This window comes from Bifidobacterium sp. FKU, from assembly GCF_026016385.1.
In the GTDB taxonomy this organism is placed as follows: Bacteria; Actinomycetota; Actinomycetes; order Actinomycetales; family Bifidobacteriaceae; genus Bifidobacterium; species Bifidobacterium infantis.
The window spans coordinates 62,164-79,644 of the sequence record NZ_CP092888.1 but is presented as its reverse complement, the minus strand read 5'-3'; the positions used below and the strand labels follow the sequence as shown (position 1 = coordinate 79,644).

Sequence of the window (17,481 nt, the reverse complement as noted above, 5' to 3'; positions counted from 1 at the left end):
GCCTCATATTCCCATCACCGCGTAGGATGGGTGAGGATTAGAAAGGGAGGACTATGAGCGTTCTCGACCGTTTTGAAAAAAGCGTGGAGGGTGCAGTCAACGGAGTATTCGCCAAGTTTGGCTCCAAAGACCTGCAGCCTGTCGATCTTTCCAGCGCCTTGGAGCGCGAGATTGACGCCGAGGCCATGCCCGTGGGCCGCGACCGCACGGTGGCCCCGAATGAATACCGTTTCAAGCTCAGTACTCCTGACTTCGACCGTATCGAGGCATGGGGTAGCGAGACCCTGGCCAACGAACTGGCCGATAACCTCACCGAGTACGCGAAGAGCCAGCATTACGCCTTCGTGGGCCCGGTGATTGTGATCTTCGAGGAAGACCTTGACCTGTCCAAGGGCAACTTCAACCTCACCTCCGAATCCGTGCAGGGCAATGCCGTGCCGGTCACCACCGATGCGCAGACCGAGGACAGCCCAGTGCTCGAGGTGAACGGCAACCAGTACCTGCTCACCAAAGACAAGACGGTAATCGGCCGCGGTTCCGGTTGCGATATCGTCATTGACGATCCGGGCATCTCCCGCAAGCACCTGGAAATCGACATCACCGACAACGGCGTTATCGCCCGCGACCTGGGATCGACCAACGGCACGTACGTGGAGGGCCACCAAGTGCCCGCCGCCACGCTGCTCGACGGCAACACCATCACCATCGGCCGCACCCGCATCCTGTATTGGGCCTCCGCCCAAGCCCAGGAGTAGTCGAGCACACGCCCGAAAGCCGTCCACCCATGACTGAACTGACATTCGCCCTGCTCAAGTATGGATTCCTGATCCTGCTGTGGATATTCATCTGGCTGGCCGTGCGTTCGCTGCGCAAGGACATCGAGACGTTCAGTCCGCGGCCCTCGCGTGCACGCCGCCGCCGTGAACGTGAAGCGCACAAAACCCAGACCGAGCCGCCGCAGGCGCCGCGCCCGCATCGCGGTTCCCATGCGGGCGCGGCATCCGCCGCTCCGGCGCAGCCCACCCTGCTCGTCATCATCGACGGCCCGCTCGCCGGCAGTTCCGTGCCGTTGTCCGACGCCGACATCACGCTCGGGCGCGCCGCCTCGAACACCGTGGTGCTGGACGATGAGTTCGTCTCCTCCCGTCACGCCCGCGTGTACCGTGACATCCGTTCCGGGCAGTGGGCCATCGAGGACCTGAACTCCACCAACGGGACCGTGGTCAACCAGCAGCGCATCAACCGTCCCACCATCCTGCCCGCCCGTATCCCTGTGCGCATCGGCGCCACCACCTTCGAACTGAGGTAGCCGCATGCCAAAATCCGCCGCTTCACAACCGCTGTTCCTGTATTCCACCACGGTGTCCGATGTGGGCACCGTGCGCGCGAACAACCAGGATTCCTCCTTCGCCGGCGAGCATCTCATCGCCATCTGCGACGGCATGGGCGGTCACGCCGGCGGCGACACGGCATCCTCCATCGCCATCCGGTCGCTGGCCCACATCGAACGGGACGACACCGACGGCGATGTCGCGGCGATCGCCCATATGATGGAGACCTCCGTCATGGCTGCGCATGACGCCATCGTCGGCAAGGCCAAGCGCGAACGCAAACTCGCCGGCATGGGCACCACCGTCACCGCGGTGGCGTTGGTGGCCGGCTACTGGATCATCGCCCACATCGGCGATTCGCGCGCCTATCTGCTGCGCGATGGTCATCTGGGCCGCGTCACCTGCGACCACAGCTACGTGCAGCATCTCATCAACACCGGCCGCATCACCCCATCCGAAGCCAAGAACCACCCGCAGCGCAACGTCGTGATGCGTGTGCTCGGCGACTTCGACATCGACCCGCACCCGGACATCTCCATACGCCGCGCCCATCCCGCCGACCGCTGGCTGCTGTGTTCGGACGGCCTGTGCGGCGTGCTGGAGGACTCCACCATCGCGGAGACGATGACCGCGCTGTCCGATCAGGGCGAATGCGCGCAGCGTCTGGTGCAGATGGCGCTGCGGGCGGGCAGCACCGATAACGTCACGGCCGTCATCGCGGACGCCACGTTGGCGCTGGACGCCGACGCGTTCGACCTGCCCCACCAAACGCCGTTGGTCGGCGGCGCCGCCAGCCGCAATCTCGAGCCGATCGCGGACATCGTCAACGCGCCGGTGGCCACCGCTCCCGCACTGCGCGAGGACGATTCGCCCGCACAACGCGCCGCGGCGCTGATCCAGCCAGCCAGCGCGCATGAGGCGGAGCCCGCGCAGACCACGGCCGAACCGTCGTCCGCGCGCGTGGTCCAGCCATCCACGGTCCGCGAGGAGACCGGCGAGCGGGCCAATCCCGATACCGGTGAGATTCCGGTGGTGCAGAAGCCGGACGGGCGCTTGTCCGCCGATCCGAACGACCCGGACGTGGCCAAGGCCATCCGCGACGAGCAGATCGAGCAGAAGAAGGTCACACGCACCAGGAAACGCCGCAACAGGCTCGCCGTGATCGTCGCCTGCATTCTTGCCGCACTGGCGTTGGCCGGTGCCGGCTGGGGCGCGTACACGTGGAGCCAGGCGCATTATTACGTGGGCAACGCCAACGGCACGGTGGCCATCTACCGTGGCGTGCCGACCAATCTTTTCGGGCTTGAGCTTTCGCACGAAGTCGAGACCACCGACATCGCCATCGCGCAGCTGCCGCAATCATGGCGCGACCAACTGAGCCAAGGCATCACGGTCGGTTCGCTGGACGAAGCGCAGTCGCATGTGAGCATCATCCGCACCGAAATGCGCAAACTGGCCAAGCAGCAGGCGGCCGACGTCGCCAAGAAGGCTGAGGCGTCCAATTCCCCGGACAGTTCCAAAGACAGTTCCCAGAGCGATTCCAAGGACAGCACCAAGGATTCGTCCAGCCAGTCCGGCTCCTCGTCAGACAAGTCCGGTTCGTCAAGCTCATCCGATTCCTCAGATAAATCCGGTATCGGAGCGGCCGACAACGCGGCCACGGGGGATGCACGATGATCGCTACCCGTCTACGTCAGATTTCCTTGTTGCTGATTGCCATGGCAATCAGTGCGTTGGCGTTCATCCAGATGTTCCAACGCACCGCCGGCGAATTCCCTATGCAATACGCCGGCATGCTGGCATTGGTCGTAGTGCTGTTTCTGGTGCTGTGGGGGCTGATTGTGCGCTTCCAGCCGTACGCCAGCCAGTCGATTCTGCCTTGCGTGCTACTGCTGACCGCCACCGGCGTGACCATGATCGCCCGCATCGACCAGAGCGAAGGTTGGGCGGTGGCCCAACGCCAGCTGGTGTGGCTGTGCATCGCCATCGTGCTTTCCGCGCTGCTCATCATCTTCCTGAAGGACTACCGCGTGCTGCGACGCTTCTCCTATGTGTCGATGGTGGTGGGCCTAGTGCTGCTGCTCGCCCCGATGCTGCCGTTCATCGGCATGGAGGTGAACGGCGCGCGCATCTGGATCAGGATTCCGGGATTGGGCCAGTTCCAGCCGGGCGAGTTCGCCAAACTGTTCCTCGCGTTCTTCTTCGCCGCATACCTGTTCGATCACCGCGACCGGCTGGCCGTGGGCGGCAGGAAGGTGCTGGGGCTGCAACTGCCCCGCATCAAGGACCTCGGCCCCATCATCGTGGTGTGGATCGCTTCGATGGGCGTGCTGGTCATCCAGCGTGACCTGGGCACTTCGCTCATGTTCTTCGCCATGTTCGTGGCCATGCTGTACACGGCCACCGGCCGGAAAAGCTGGATCATCATCGGTCTGATCGCGTTCGCCGCGGGCGCCGTGCTGGCCGCCGGCGCGTTCAGCCACGTGGGTCAGCGCATCGACGCCTGGCTGCACCCGTTCAGCAATGAGCAATACAACAAGACCCCCGGCGGCTCCTGGCAACTGGTCACCGGCATATTCGGACTGGCGGCGGGCGGCATGCTCGGCACCGGCCTGGGCCAGGGGCATCCCTCGCTCGTCACGTTCGCGAACTCCGATTTCATCTACGCCTCGCTCGGCGAGGAACTCGGCCTGATGGGCGTGCTGGCCATGCTGATGCTGTACCTGCTCATCATCGCCTCCGGCTTCATCACGGCCATGAAAATCAAGGATGGTTTCGGCAAACTGCTGGCTTCGGGACTGGTGTTCACCATGGCGTTCCAAGTGTTCACCGTGGTCGGCGGCATCACGCTGGTGATTCCCCTGACGGGCCTGACCCTGCCTTATATGGCGGCCGGCGGGTCCAGCCTGATCGCCAACTATATTCTCGCGACCCTGCTCATCATCATCTCGAACTCGGCCAATGCGCCCGAGCCGGAGCTGACCTCGGATACGTTCCAGTACGAGGCTTTGGCCGTGCTGCGCAACAAGGAACTTGAGGCCAGGGCCCGCGCCACTGAGCCGATCGTTCAGCCTCGCAGCGCGTCGGCTACGGCGTCGCAGTCCGAGTCGGAATCGTTTGACGACCCCATTGCGGATACCACCACTCCGTCGTATGCCGACGCCGATGAACCGTACACGCCTACCGGCACGATTCCCCCGCTTCCTCCCGTTAACGGAGGCACTCGCGTATGAACAAATATCTTCGTCAGCTTTTCACCGCCGTGGTCGCGCTGTTCGTGATTCTCGGCCTGTCGTCCACCATCATCATGGCGGTACGGGCCAACGCGCTGAACAACGATCCGCGCAACGCCCGTTCGCTGTACCACCAGCTCGGTGCCTACCGCGGTGCCATCCTGGCCTCGGACGGCACGGTCATGGCCAAATCCGAGCCGGTCAACGACGCATTCAAATACCTGCGTACCTATTCCAACGGTCCGCTGTATGCTCCGGTCACCGGCTTCTTCTCCATCAACCAGACCGCCGATCGCGGCCTGGAAGCCTCCCGCAGCATGCTGCTCAACGGTGAGGCCGATTCATTGATCTGGCAGCGGGCCAAGGCCATGCTCACCGGCGCTACGAATCAGGGCGCGTCCATCGAAACCTCCATCGACCCCAAGCTGCAGCAGGTTGCCTACGATCAGCTCGGTACGCGCGATGGTGCGGCGGTGGCCATCGAAGTCAGCACCGGTCGTATCCTCGCCATGGTGAGCACGCCCAGTTATGATCCGAACAAACTGGCGACCCATGACACCAAAGCCGCGTCTCAGGCCTACAACGAACTTTCTGCGGGCCAAAATAGCCCACTAATCAACCGTGCCACCTCGCAGCTGTACCCACCAGGGTCCACGTTCAAGACCATCGTCGCCTCGGCTGCGCTGGAAACCGGCGAATATCAGACGGACACGAAGATTCCTGCAGGCGCCGGCTACACGCTGCCCGGCACCGCCACACAGCTGCCGAACGCCGAGCATCAGGCCGACGGCGTCAACGGGCAGATCTCCCTGCAAGAGGCCGTCGCGTGGTCGTCCAACACCGCGTTCGCCCAGCTTGGCGTGAAACTCGGCGCGAGCAAGGTTTCGGACATGGCCACCAAGCTCGAGTTTGGCAGCACCATCACCATTGACGGCACCGAATCCACGGGCACCCCGATGACGGCCACCGCGTCCACATTCCCCTCTGATCCGACCGACGACAAGCTTGCGCTGGCATCCATCGGCCAAGGCGACACCACGGCCACGCCGTTGCAGATGGCGATGGTCGCGCAGGCAATCGCCAACAATGGCAAACTGATGCAGCCCACGCTGGTCGATCGTGTGCGCGCCGCCGATCTCACCGTACTTTCGCAGACCAAACCGCAAACCATGGCCAATGCGTTCAACAAGGATTCCGCAGACAAGCTCACCACGATGATGGAAAGCGTGGTGACCGAGGCCAATCCGCAGCTGGCCATCAACGGCATCAAGGTGGCGGCCAAAACCGGTACCGCACAAATCGGTACCGACAACTCTGCCATCGACGGCTGGGTGATCGGTTTCGCGCCGGCGGACGATCCGCAGATCGCCATCGCGGTGCTGGTGCATAACACAGATGTATACGGTTCGCTCGCCGCTGGCCCGATCATGCGCGCGATGATGCAGGAGGCTTTGCAGCAGTGAAACTTATCGAAGGACAGCTTATTCACCGCCGATATCGTCTTGATTCGCGTCTTGCGCAAGGCGGTATGGGCGAGGTCTGGAAAGGCTACGATATTCAGCTCGGCCGTGAAGTGGCCATCAAGGCGCTGCGCTCGGACGTGACCAACGCCGAGGCCAAGCTGCGCCGCCTGCGTGCCGAAGCCCATAATTCCGCCAATCTGGCGCACCCGAATATCGCTGCGTTGTTCGAATACTACGAGCATGACGGCATCGGCTTTCTGATTATGGAATACGTCCCCTCGAAATCGTTGGCGGATCTGTTCCACAGCAAGGGCGCGATGGATCCCGTCGAACTGCTGCCCATTCTGATTCAGACCGCGCGAGGCCTATTCGTGGCCCACTCGCACGGCGTGATTCATCGTGACGTCAAGCCGGCCAACATCATGGTCTCCGACACCGGCGAAGTGAAGATCACCGATTTCGGCGTGAGCTACTCCACCGGCCAAGGCCAGATCACCCAGGACGGCATGGTGGTGGGCACCGCACAATACATCTCCCCCGAGCAGGCGCAGGGCCAGCAGGCCACGCCGCAATCGGACATCTATTCACTGGGCGTGGTGGCGTACGAGGGCCTTGCCGGGCAGCGTCCGTTCACCGGCACCACTCCGGTCGATATCGCCGCAGCGCACGTGAACAATCCCGTGCCTCCACTGCCGGACTCGGTGGACGTCCAGTTACGCGAATTTGTCATGTCAATGCTGGCCAAGGACCCGTTGGATCGCCCGAATGACGCGCTGGTGGTGTCCCGCACGCTGGCACGCATCGAACGCCGTCTGCTGGATCAGCAGACCGAAATGGCCGACACCGCCATGGTCACGTCCGGCAATCGACTGCCGCGCCGAGTGACCAGCACGCCACGCATTGTTTTGGAGGCCCCGGCCTCAAGATTGGGAGGGAATAAGCAATGAGCACCAGTATGCCCACCGCATTGGCCGGCGGACGCTACCAGCTTGGCCAGCTCATCGGTCGTGGCGGCATGGCCGAGGTCCACGTGGCCCTTGACACCCGTCTGGGCCGTACCGTGGCCGTGAAAATCATGCGCGCCGATCTGGCCAACGACGACATCTTCCTGGCCCGTTTCCGCCGGGAAGCACACGCCGTGGCCCAGATGAACAACCCGAACATCGTGAACATCTACGATTCGGGCGAAGAACTGGTTTCTTCCGAAAGCGGCGATACCGAGCGTCTGCCGTACATCGTCATGGAATACGTCAAGGGCCAAACCCTGCGCGACATCATCAAGGTCAACGGCGCACTCAGCCAGCGCGACTGCGAACAGGTGCTGTTGGGCGTGCTTAACGCGCTCGACTATTCGCATCGCATGGGCATTATCCACCGCGATATCAAGCCCGGCAACATCATGATTTCCGAGCAGGGCGTGGTCAAGGTCATGGACTTCGGCATCGCCCGCGCTCTGGACGATTCCGCAGCCACCATGACCCAGTCGCAGGGCGTGGTGGGCACCGCACAGTACCTTTCTCCCGAGCAGGCGCGCGGCGAGACCGTCGACATGCGTTCCGACCTGTATTCCGCTGGCTGCGTGCTCTACGAGATGCTCACCGGCCGCCCGCCGTTTACCGGCGATTCCGCCGTGGCCATCGCCTACCAGCATGTTTCCGAAGTCGCCACGCCGCCATCCGCCGTGGTGCCGGGGCTGCCGAAGATGTGGGATTCGATCTGCGCCAAGGCCATGGCCAAGGACCGCCAGAATCGCTATGCCACGGCCTCCGAGTTCAAGACCGACATCCTGACCTACATGAACGGCGGCGTACCGGTGGCGGCCGCGTTCAACCCATTGACGGACCTGTCGAATATGAAGGCCCGCAAGGAAGCCGAACGTGATTTGCCCACCACGCCGGTGGAACCGCAGCAGCAGCCCACCCAGGCATTCAACCCGGTGACCGGTCAGTTCGAGCAGATTCCACCGGCCAATGGTGCCAACTCAGCGGCGTTGCAGTCCCGTGCGCAGCAGCGTGCGGCGGCGGCCAAGGCCAAGAAGCGCAAGAAGATCATTATCGGTTCGGTGATCGCGGCTATTGTCGCGGTGCTTGTCATTGCGGGCATCGTGTTCGCCATGAACGGCGCGCCCAACAAGTCCGCCGAAGACAAGGTCACCATACCCGAGGTGTGCAACGCCTCCACCTCCAAGGACAATATCAAGCTCAAGCTCGAGGCGTTGGGCCTGACCATGGTCGGCAAGCAGGACACCGACTCCACCGAGCCGGAGGGCACCTGCACCAAGATGAGCCCGGATGCCGGCGCCAAGGTGGCCAAGGGATCTGCCGTGAAGGTATGGTTCTCCGCAGGCCCGCAGTCCACTCAGGTTCCGGATGTCAAGGAACGCAGCCAGGAAGAGGCGCGCAGCATTCTGGAAAGCGCCGGATTCAAGGTGAATGCCACCGTCAGAACCGAAGACAGCGCCGACATCGCCAAGGATATGGTGACGAAAACCGATCCTGCCGCCGGCCAGTCGGTTCCCAAGGGCACCACCATCACCATATATGTTTCTTCCGGCATGACCACCGTACCGAGCAATTTGGTCGGTCAGTCGAAGGACAGCGTGCTACAGCAGTATGAGGGCAGGTTCAGCTTCACTGTGGAGCAGGAGAGCTCCGATACGGTGGAGGCCGGTCTGATTACCCGTGTAAGCCCTGATTCGGGCTCTTCTATCGCACAGGGCGGGTCCATCACCATTTGGGTGTCCACGGGCAAGGAGAAGGTCGCTGTACCGAATATCGCCGCAGGCACTAAATATGCCACCGCCGAACTCATGCTGAAGGCCGTCGGCCTCAAGGCCCAGGCCAACGGTCCGGCCGACCCCACCGCCGTGGTGGTCGGCATCGATCCCGTCGCCGGCGCCCAGGTCGACGTGGGCTCGACCGTCACCATCACCACGAAGGCCGCCGACACAGGCGACAACAACGGCAACACAGGAGACAACGCTGGCGGCAGCGGTAGCACCGGCCCAGGCGGCAACAAGTAGACGACTGCTACTTCGTGACCTTGGGCTGAAGGCCGGCCGACTTGGCCACGGCGTTGCCTTGGCCGCACACGCTCAGCCAGTTGGCCAATAGACGGTAGCCGTCCTGGGTCATCACCGACTCGGGATGGAACTGGACGGCATACATCGGCTTGTCCTTGACCTTGATGCCCTGAATGGTGTGGTCATCCTGCGTCCACGCGGTGACCACCAGCGTATCCGGCACCGAATCGGGCTCAACGGCCAATGAATGGTAGCGGGTGGCGGTCATGGGATTGGCCACGCCCTCGAAGATCTCGTCATCGGCATGCTCCACCGGGCTGGTCTTGCCGTGCATGATGGTGGGCGCGTGGCCCACCGTGCAGCCGTACACCTCGGCGAGCGCCTGCAAGCCCAGGCATACGCCGAACATCGGCATGCCGGTGGCCGCGCACAGGCGAATCATATCCTCACTGGCACCGGATTCGGCCGGAGCGCCCGGGCCGGGAGAAATCAGCACGCCATCGTAACCGTCCAGTACACCCGGCGCGGCTGGGTCGATGGCGTCGTTACGCACCACATCAACAGTGGCGCCAAGGGTTTGCAGATAGCCTACGATCGTGTAGACGAAGGAATCGTAGTTATCCACCACCAAAATATGCGCGGAATCGGTCATAGGGCTCTCCTTGAGGGACGTGTACTGCAAGACATAGTACTAGGCTGCCGTCAGCTCACTGCCACGAAGTTCGACATCTGCTGTAGGAATGGGATATCGGCGGCGGCCCAAGGGAATCCCCACTGGAACAGCGCCGCGGCGGCTGCGAACAACAGCAGAGCCAGCAGCAGCCATCGAATCGGTGCCACGCCGGGCTGCAGACGCAACAGTCCGCCATAGATGCTGGCATCCGGGCGGCGACGCTCACCCGTGCGAATCTCGCGCAGCACCGGCCAGCGCCATGCCACCGCAGCGGCGATGAACAGAACCAGCCACACTACCAGCGCGCCGAATACCACCTTGTCCAGCGAGCCAATGCGGGAAGCGATAGAGGGGGTTTCGGTGGTGGAGAACTTCACTGCACCGGACGAATCAGTAGTAGCCAGCTCTTTGGGCACGCCATCAGACACTTTGGCCCAGTACGCCAACTCACCATAGCTGATCCATCGTTGGGTGGGGGTGGAGTATTTCGGCTCACAGGTGGTCAGTGTGATCATGCGTTTGGTGGGATTGGCAGTGGAGTCTCCCGGATTGGGGGCGATCACATACACGTCCGTGGGCAGCACAATCTCGTGCCGGGTGTAGTGGTAGACGTACCAGTAATCCTTGGTACGAACGATGATGGGATCGCCTTCCTGCAACTTGTCCACATCGCCCAACGGCTGCCCGTAGCCGTTGCGGTGGCCGGCGACGGCGAAGTTGCCGACCTGCCCCGGCATCTGGGTGGTGTCGTAATGGCCCAGACCGTGGCGATTGAGCTGCTCGAGCGTGGTGCCTTCCACGATGTTGCGATGCCATTGGGAGCCGAAGCGCGGAATGTAGATCTGCGCGATCAAGTCGCCATATTTCGCGTCTTTCGGCTGTACTGGAGCATCGCCCTCCTGGGCTTTGGCGATGGTGACCGTTCCCCCGTTGTTGCTGGGGTCGCTCCAGTCGACGGACTGGGTGGTTTCGTTCTGGGCTCGCTCCGCCTCGACACCGGTCCACCACATCTGCCAGACGATGTACAGGGCGCAAATCACGGCAGCGGTAATCAGCAGTTCGGCGCAGATGCCGAGTGCCTGCCAGATCAGGCTCCGCTGGGGCGAAGACGCGCCGCGTACTGCGGCACGACGGGACCTTGCCCTGCTGGCATTGGCTGGGTCTGCCGCCATTCGTGCGGCGTCGTCCTCGGGGAAGGGCTGTACGTCCGACACGGACGCGAGATCAATGGGCGCCGGTGCGCAGCTGTCGTGCCTGCCGTGTCTCATTGCTGAGTCTGCTCCTCATCTGTGGTCTTTGACGTATCGACCGTGGCATATTTCAACTGCTGCAGCAAGGCGGCGGTAGCGGGGAACTGAAGGCCCTCGGCATTCTCCACCTTGTAGCCAATGCCAAACGCGGTCACATATTGCTTAAGAATGGTAATGGCTTCGGAGTCGTTCAACGCTGCGCGAAGTCTTTGCGGGTCACCAATCGCGGAAATGGTGAATGGCGGCGAGTATTTCTTACCGTGCAACGACAGCACGTTGCCGGAACAGATGACCGCCGAATTGAACAGCACCCGCTGATCCATAATCATCAGCGCATCGGCACCGCCGGCCCACAAGGCATTCACCACCGATTCGACGTCCTGCTGATGAATCACGTAATCGTTGATATTGGCGGTCGTGCCATTGTTGTTGACGGCGTTCTCCCATAACGGAGAATCATCCAGCGTTACCGTTACGCCGCTGCCGCTGAGCGCGGGCAGCATCAGGCTGGAATCCACATTGCTGGAGTTCTTGTCCTGACGCCGCGTGGCACCGCTGCCATCGGCCTTGAGCGCGTCCGTAAGATTGGCGACCTGTTCGGTCAGGTCGCTGACGTCCTGCTGCAGCTGGTTGGCCTCGTCCACGCCCTGCTCCACCAGACCGGCCGTATCGCTGGTGACGTCGGCCGTGCGGTTGACCCTCACGTTGGTGCTCAGCAGAAAACCGGTCAAGGCAACGACGACGAATACTGCGACACCACCCCATAGGGAGTGCCGTGCGCCGTGCTTACCTACATGTCTGGCCATGAATTTCCTGTCTTCTTGCCGACTCTGGTCGCCGCTTTCGAGTGTAGCCACTATTATGACTTTTAGCCTATTGAATGGAGACTATGCTGATGGCTGACGAAGAGCTGCACGAGACCGACTCGAACAACCAGAAGGACTGGCAGAGCGAGACCTCATCCAGCACCGCTGCGGCCGAGACCGCCAACAAAGACACCGAGCAGAACGCAGAGAACGCTTCTGCCGAGGAAGGCGCGGCTTACGGCGTGAATATGGAGCAGGTGCAGGCCGTGCTCAACGCCACTGCCGATAAGGCCACGCTGACCCCGCAGATGCAGCGCATGATGAACCGTCAGGCGGAGAACACCAAGCGTGTTGAAGAAACCATTAAGGGCACCAAGTCGAACCCGCGTTGGTTCGTGCCGCTGTTCTGCGCGTTTATGATCATCGGCCTGATTTGGTGTGTGGTGTACTACCTCTCCCCGTCCGGCTCCTGGCCGATTCCGAACATCGGCGCGTGGAACCTGGGCATCGGCTTCGCCCTGATCATGATCGGATTCCTGATGACGATGGGATGGCGCTGAGTTCCGACTCGTTGCGCTTATCTATCGGTAGATCGTTTTTCTATCGTTAGGTTGTTCTTAGTTCTTATGCGAAAGGCCGACCTCCCGTATGCGGAGGCCGGCCTTTTTCGTGCCTTCACCTGTTCATCCACAGCTATCCACCACTTATCCACGACTTATCCACTACGTTATCCACAGCCTGTGGATGAATTACACCCATGTAGTTTTCCACCGAATGTGGAAAACCATGTGGATAAGTGGTGGATAAGCGGCGTTTCTCGGTGTATATCTCGTGCATAACTTTGGCTTGGCATACATCGCCACAGCGAGGGAACAGTTATACACCCGAGTTATCCACTGCAACAAACCCAGCAATGACGCGGCATTCCTAACTTATCCACATAAGTTATCCACAATCTTATGCACTTTTCTACACACTTGTGCACAAGTCACCATTGTGGATAACTCATTATCGTGGATAACTCGTCATTGCGCGCATCTCATTACTGTGGATATCTTCATACGGCACACACCCACTCACCGAACGACGATATCCACATCGCTAATATCCACATCGCCGCTTTCCGCACATACACTGATGCCGGGCACTGCATGTTCCGCAATACCCGGCATCAATCGTTTTTTACAGCCATATCAAGCCATATCAGTGCAGGGAGCCGAAACTCATCCACCCATAAGGATTGGCCATATTGCACAACAGAATCAACGCAATGACCAGCACCACCATGACCCAGCCGTACACTTGCATGCGCCATTTCAGGCTTTTACCGCGCCACGCCGGCACACCACCCACCAGCAGCCATGTGAGTATTCCACCCACTACAAAGCCGCCGACATGCGCCTGCCACGCCACGCCACCGACCACGAACGGCAAGGCGAAGTTCACCGCCATCCAGATCAACATGGAGCGGATATCGGCGCCGATACGGCGATATACCACCAGCAATGATGCAAACAGGCCAAATAAGGCTCCAGAAGCCCCATAGGCTGCCATCTGCCAGCCGATGCCTCCCGGAGCCACCGCAGCCCACACCATAAGTCCCAGAGAGCCGCCAAGGCCGGAAATCACATACAGTCCCAAGAACCGCCAGTGGCCGATCATTCGTTCCAGCACTGGGCCCACGGAATACAGGGCAATCATGTTGAACAGGATATGCAATAGCGAGTTCGGCGCATGCAGGAACATCGAAGTGATGAGCGTCCACGGCTCAGCCACCAGTCTGACCGGAGCCGCCATGCCGAGGTACATCAACCAGGTCCTCAGGCCCGGGGCAATAAATCCCAGCAATACCTCCAGTAGCCACACTGCCACGCACGCAACAATCAGCGCCCAGGTCATCACCGGACCACCGCGCTCCCACTGGTATCGAATCTCCCGTTGTGTAGGAATATGCATGCAATCCACTGTATCGAAGGTCTCGGATGCGTTTCACGCGCCGCGAAGATGCTGAGCCGGCCGAGGGCAGACGGGTGTGGATGAATCGCTCACGAATGTCATTCCACCCAATCGTCACAAACAGCGGCCTAGAATAGGGAGCAGAGTCGGTCTGAATGGGCATACCGACCAGACGATCCCTAGGGAAAGGAGCCGTCATGGAGAACAAGTCTTCTAACGGTTGGAAGTTCTTCGCGCTGCTGTTCGGCGGATTGCTCGCCGCGCTTGTTGGTTTGTACATCTACAAGCAGCAGAACCCGGATTACGATCCGTGGGAGGAGCCGTGGGAGAACAGCTCCTCGCCGGTCGACCTGGGTCTGAACAAGGCCGAGGATGAGGCCGATGGCGAGGCGGAAGCCGCCCCGGCCGAAGCCTGATAGGGCGGTCTTTCAACGCAAGAAGCCCCGCAACCGATGGATGTCGGTTGCGGGGCTTCTTATGTTCTGGTTCCCCTCTCCGAGGGGAGCCGCCCCACCGACTCAGTCAGCCAGAGGAGCAGTGTGCCAGATATGCGGAGCCGTTAAGCAGGAAGCCCGGTGGGCTTCCCGTAGGCGACGCCGAGCGGCGACAGCCGCGAGGTAGAAACCAGCACGTAGCCGGCGCGCTGCTCCGGCGGCCGTCAGGCCAGAGGAGCAGTGTGCCAGATACGTTCCAAATAGTCTTCCATGGAGCGGTCGGAGCTGAAGTAGCCGGAGTTGGCCACGTTGAGCAGGGCCTTGCGGTTCCATTCGAGCTCATCGGCGTAGAGGGCCTCGATCTCAGACTGGATGCCCATGTAGGCGGAGAAGTCGGCCAGGGTCATGAACCAGTCCTTGGTCAGCCAGTCGGCCACGAGCGGGGAGTAGGCGTTGCGGTCGCCGTTGGAGAAGGTGCCGTCGGCCACCAGATCGATGGCCTGCTTCAGGCGCGGATCGGCCTCGTAGTAGGAGGCGGGATCGTAGCCCTCGGCGTACTTCTTCTCGACCTCGTCGACGGTCATGCCGAACAGGAAGAAGTTCTCGGCGCCGACGCGCTCACGAATCTCGACGTTCGCGCCGTCCAGCGTACCCACGGTCAGGGCGCCGTTCAGAGCGAACTTCATGTTGCCGGTACCGGAAGCTTCCTTGCCGGCCTGGGAGATCTGCTCGTCAAGCTCGGTGGCCGGGATGAGGTTCTGGGCCATCTCGACGTTGTAGTTCGGCAGCATGTGGACGGCGAGCTTGCCCTTGACGGCCGGATCGCTGCTGATCACGCGGGAAACGTTGTTGATCAGCTCGATGGTCATCTTGGCCAGGTAGTAGCCCGGAGCGGCCTTGGCACCGAAGAACACGGTGCGCGGAGTGATGTCCTCGGCCTTGACCTTGCCGGACTTGATGTCGGCGTAGTTGGAGATCACGGCGAGAATCTTCAGAGACTGGCGCTTGTACTCGTGCAGACGCTTGACCATGGTGTTGAACAGGGTGTTCTCGTCGATATCGATGCCGTAGTGGTCCTTGGCGAAGCCCACGAATGCGTGCTTGTTGGCCTTCTTGACTGCGGCGAACTTCTTGACGAATTCATCGTCCTTGGCCAGCGGCTCGAGACCCTTGAGCAGTTCCAGATCGGCGACCCACTTGTCGGTGCCCAGGCCCTCGGTGATGAGGTCGGACAGGCGCGGGTTGGCGAGCTTGACGAAGCGACGCGGGGTCACGCCGTTGGTCACGTTGGTGAACTTGTCCGGGTAGACGTCGGAGAAGTTCTTGAGGGTGACGTCCTTCAGCAGCTGGGAGTGCAGCTCGGCCACGCCGTTGACGTGGGAGCCGCCGTAGGTGGCCAGGTAGGCCATGCGCACGGCGTCGCCAGTGTAGATGGCCATGTCCTTGATGGTGTCGGCGGCAACGCCCTTGGCCTTGAGCTCGGCCTCGAACTGCTCGTTGATCTTCTCGATGATCTCGAGGTGACGCGGCAGCAGCTCGCCGATCAGGCTGGCCGGCCAGACCTCAAGGGCCTCCGGCAGCAGGGTGTGGCAGGTGTAGTTGAAGGTCTTGGTGGTGATGGACCACGCGGTATCCCAGTCGTAGCCGTACTCATCGATGAGGATGCGCATGAGCTCGGGGATGCCGATCACCGGGTGGGTGTCGTTGAGCTGGAAGACGATCTTGTTCGGGAAGGTCGTCAGGTCCGGCTTGTCCTGGCCCGGGTAGAAGACGCGGATGGCGTCGTGCAGGGATGCGGAGACGAAGAAGTACTGCTGCTCGAGGCGCAGTTCCTTACCGACCTTGGTGGAGTCTTCCGGGTAGAGAATCTTGGAGATGTTCTCGGCCTTGACCTGCGGGGCCACGGCGTCCATGTACTCGGAGCGGTTGAAGGCGAGCAGATCGAACTCGTCGTAGCTCTTGGCGGTCCACAGGCGCAGGGTGTTCACACGCTGGGACTTGTAGCCAGGGACCATGTAGTCCACCGGCACGGCGCGCACGGACCAGGCCGGTTCCCAGGTCTTGGTGCCGTCGGCGTTTTCGACGACCTTGCCACCGAAGGAGACCTTCTGATCACGGTTGTAGTCGGTGTGACCCCACGGCTCTTCGTTGGCCAGCCAGTAGTCCGGGGTTTCGACCTGCTTGCCGTTCTCGTCGAACTTCTGCTTGAAGATGCCGTACTTGTACTGGATGCCGTAACCGAAGGCCGGCACACCGAGGGAGGCGAGAGAGTCGATGAAGCAGGCGGCCAGACGGCCGAGGCCACCGTTGCCGAGGCCCGGCTCGTATTCGGCGTCCACGATGTCCTTCGGCTTGAAGCCAAGGGCTTCCACAGCCTTGTCGAACTGGTCGGTCAGGCCAGCGTTCAGCAGTGCGTTCTCCAGCTGCTTGCCCATCAAGAACTCGGCGGACAGGTAGCCGACGGCCTTGGTGTTGCCGTTGACGGTGTCGGCCTGGGTCTTGAACCAGGAGTCGGCAAGGTGATTGCGTACGGCCTTGGATGCGGCGACATACACGTCAGCAGGGGTGGCCTGCTCGGCGGTGACGTTTTGAGTGTATTTCAGTTGTTCACGAATCTCGTCGGCGAATTGTTCCGCCGTGACGGGAGACTTCGGTGCGGTGATTTCGGTCATTCTGACTTTCCTTCCGGGATAAGTGCCCGTAATTATTATGCCGCGCGATAGGTATCGTCTCACAAACGTAAGCATGAACTCTCCGTAACGACGATGGCGGAGCGCTCTTGCATACGTTCTCATTGAGAAGCGTATCACATGTCTCACAGTTCCGCATCACACCGTATGCCATCGTTTGCATTACGGAAGATCTTCCGGATCCGGTGCCATGATGGAGCATATGGCAGTAATTCTCGAAAAAGACTTGAAACGAGGGCACGACGCACTGGTGCAATGGCGTGCCGCAGCCCTGGAACTGGCCGACAACACGCCACATCGCCTGACCGCCTCCCCCATTCTGCCTCGCCCGGTATGGGCGATGGCCGTGCGCTACTCGCTGTTCCTGCTGGAACGGCGTGCGCCCGGGCCGGGCGTGGAGGTGCGCGTTGCGCCGTGGGGTGCGGTCAAGATCCTGGACGGCCCGGAATCGGACCCGCATAACCTGACCCCACCGGACGTCATCGAACTGGACCCGGAAGTCTGGCTGCGACTGGCCTGCGGCATCACCACGTGGGCAGAGGAAAAGGACGCCGGCCACATCAGCGCGGTCGGCGAGCGCGACGACCTAAGCGACCTGCTGCCGCTGTAATCGCCGCCGCAGG

15 protein-coding genes are annotated in these 17,481 nt (G+C 61.4%); 10 read left to right on the top strand and 5 right to left on the bottom strand.

Annotation, left to right across the window (positions count from 1 at the left end; translation table 11 throughout):
- Positions 1-53 precede the first annotated feature (53 nt).
- Genes MMB48_RS00340 through pknB form a run of 7 tightly spaced genes read left to right on the top strand, consistent with a single transcriptional unit; the run spans position 54 to position 9,049 of the window.
- Positions 54-755 carry an FhaA domain-containing protein gene (locus tag MMB48_RS00340; RefSeq protein WP_007051707.1) on the top strand — a complete coding sequence of 234 codons (702 nt, stop codon included), beginning with the start codon at positions 54-56 and terminating at the stop codon, positions 753-755.
- A gap of 29 nt (positions 756-784) precedes the next feature.
- Positions 785-1,309, top strand: a complete 525-nt coding sequence (locus tag MMB48_RS00335; RefSeq protein ID WP_012576534.1) for an FHA domain-containing protein — start codon at positions 785-787, stop codon at positions 1,307-1,309.
- Positions 1,310-1,313: 4 nt separating this feature from the next.
- Positions 1,314-3,008, top strand: coding sequence for a BofC C-terminal domain-containing protein (locus MMB48_RS00330; protein WP_032745084.1), 1,695 nt, complete (start codon positions 1,314-1,316; stop codon positions 3,006-3,008).
- Positions 3,005-4,564 carry an FtsW/RodA/SpoVE family cell cycle protein gene (locus tag MMB48_RS00325; RefSeq protein ID WP_032745085.1) on the top strand — a complete coding sequence of 520 codons (1,560 nt, stop codon included), beginning with the start codon at positions 3,005-3,007 and terminating at the stop codon, positions 4,562-4,564. The genes MMB48_RS00330 and MMB48_RS00325 overlap by 4 nt, the downstream gene beginning before the upstream one ends.
- Entirely contained in the window at positions 4,561-6,027 is a 1,467-nt protein-coding gene (locus tag MMB48_RS00320) for a peptidoglycan D,D-transpeptidase FtsI family protein (protein ID WP_032745086.1), read from the top strand. The genes MMB48_RS00325 and MMB48_RS00320 overlap by 4 nt, the downstream gene beginning before the upstream one ends.
- Positions 6,024-6,974: a serine/threonine-protein kinase gene (locus tag MMB48_RS00315; RefSeq protein ID WP_032745087.1), complete on the top strand. Its 951-nt coding sequence runs from the start codon at positions 6,024-6,026 to the stop codon at positions 6,972-6,974. Before MMB48_RS00320 ends, MMB48_RS00315 begins: the two co-directional genes overlap by 4 nt.
- The gene (gene pknB / locus MMB48_RS00310; protein WP_032745088.1) at positions 6,971-9,049 is read left to right on the top strand and encodes a Stk1 family PASTA domain-containing Ser/Thr kinase; all 2,079 of its coding nucleotides are present in this window, start codon (positions 6,971-6,973) and stop codon (positions 9,047-9,049) included. The genes MMB48_RS00315 and pknB overlap by 4 nt, the downstream gene beginning before the upstream one ends.
- A gap of 7 nt (positions 9,050-9,056) precedes the next feature.
- Here pknB and MMB48_RS00305 read toward each other — a convergent pair whose 3' ends face one another.
- From MMB48_RS00305 to MMB48_RS00295, 3 genes are read right to left on the bottom strand one after another with little or no spacing between them, the layout of a single operon-like run.
- Positions 9,057-9,701: an anthranilate synthase component II gene (locus MMB48_RS00305; protein WP_012576528.1), complete on the bottom strand. Its 645-nt coding sequence runs from the start codon at positions 9,699-9,701 to the stop codon at positions 9,057-9,059.
- 50 nt (positions 9,702-9,751) lie between these two features.
- Entirely contained in the window at positions 9,752-10,990 is a 1,239-nt protein-coding gene (locus MMB48_RS00300) for a class E sortase (protein WP_032745089.1), read from the bottom strand.
- Positions 10,987-11,778 (bottom strand): DUF881 domain-containing protein, encoded by a 792-nt coding sequence (locus tag MMB48_RS00295; protein ID WP_032745090.1) that lies wholly within the window; start codon positions 11,776-11,778, stop codon positions 10,987-10,989. The genes MMB48_RS00300 and MMB48_RS00295 overlap by 4 nt, the downstream gene beginning before the upstream one ends.
- A gap of 83 nt (positions 11,779-11,861) precedes the next feature.
- Between MMB48_RS00295 and crgA the strand changes: the two genes are divergently transcribed.
- Positions 11,862-12,338 (top strand): cell division protein CrgA, encoded by a 477-nt coding sequence (crgA, locus tag MMB48_RS00290; RefSeq protein WP_032745092.1) that lies wholly within the window; start codon positions 11,862-11,864, stop codon positions 12,336-12,338.
- A 643-nt stretch (positions 12,339-12,981) separates the two neighbouring features.
- Here crgA and MMB48_RS00285 read toward each other — a convergent pair.
- Positions 12,982-13,734 (bottom strand): rhomboid family intramembrane serine protease, encoded by a 753-nt coding sequence (locus tag MMB48_RS00285; protein ID WP_032745094.1) that lies wholly within the window; start codon positions 13,732-13,734, stop codon positions 12,982-12,984.
- Positions 13,735-13,931: 197 nt separating this feature from the next.
- Here MMB48_RS00285 and MMB48_RS00280 point away from each other — a divergent pair, with 197 nt between their 5' ends.
- Positions 13,932-14,150: a hypothetical protein gene (locus MMB48_RS00280; RefSeq protein ID WP_012576523.1), complete on the top strand. Its 219-nt coding sequence runs from the start codon at positions 13,932-13,934 to the stop codon at positions 14,148-14,150.
- A 242-nt stretch (positions 14,151-14,392) separates the two neighbouring features.
- On the opposite strand, the gene MMB48_RS00275 is transcribed toward MMB48_RS00280, so the two are convergent.
- Positions 14,393-16,840: a glycogen/starch/alpha-glucan phosphorylase gene (locus MMB48_RS00275; protein ID WP_032745096.1), complete on the bottom strand. Its 2,448-nt coding sequence runs from the start codon at positions 16,838-16,840 to the stop codon at positions 14,393-14,395.
- Between the two features lie 208 nt (positions 16,841-17,048).
- Between MMB48_RS00275 and MMB48_RS00270 the strand changes: the two genes are divergently transcribed.
- A complete protein-coding gene (locus tag MMB48_RS00270; RefSeq protein WP_077424944.1) occupies positions 17,049-17,468 on the top strand; it encodes a sterol carrier family protein in 420 nt (139 codons plus the stop codon).
- Positions 17,469-17,481: the final 13 nt, after the last annotated feature.